Consider the following 349-nt stretch of genomic DNA (forward strand, 5'->3'; position numbering starts at 1 on the left):
GTTGAGATTGCGGAGTTGCCGTAGCGGGCTTGCTGTGTCCGAAGATGTTGCCGACAATTCCCGCATCGTCGAGCGCCCGCTGCAATTCCGCGGAAGGCGGCGCATCGAGGAAAACCCAGCGCGGCTGATAGGCGGGGTTCTCGTTGCGCAGCGCCACATCCTTGTTGATCTGCTCCTGCAGTTTTGGCGTCAGCGGCACTTCGCGCATCTGGGCGACACCGTTGATGGTCGTCCAGCGATGGTAGGTCTTTACCTCGATGGCCTCGATCACGTCAGGGCTCTTGAAGACAGGCGAATCCACGTAGCGCCCGCCCTCGCCGAAGACCGGATGCGGGCCGTCCGGATTGGC

General features: G+C 62.5%; 1 protein-coding gene. It reads right to left on the reverse strand.

Features of this window, described 5'->3' with window-relative positions; translation table 11 throughout:
* A partial coding sequence (locus EN862_RS36475; protein ID WP_210235707.1) for a hypothetical protein occupies nt 1-349 on the reverse strand: 349 nt, incomplete at both ends.

Origin of the sequence: Mesorhizobium sp. M2E.F.Ca.ET.219.01.1.1, from assembly GCF_004016445.2 — a bacterium.
Taxonomy (GTDB): Bacteria; Pseudomonadota; Alphaproteobacteria; order Rhizobiales; family Rhizobiaceae; genus Mesorhizobium.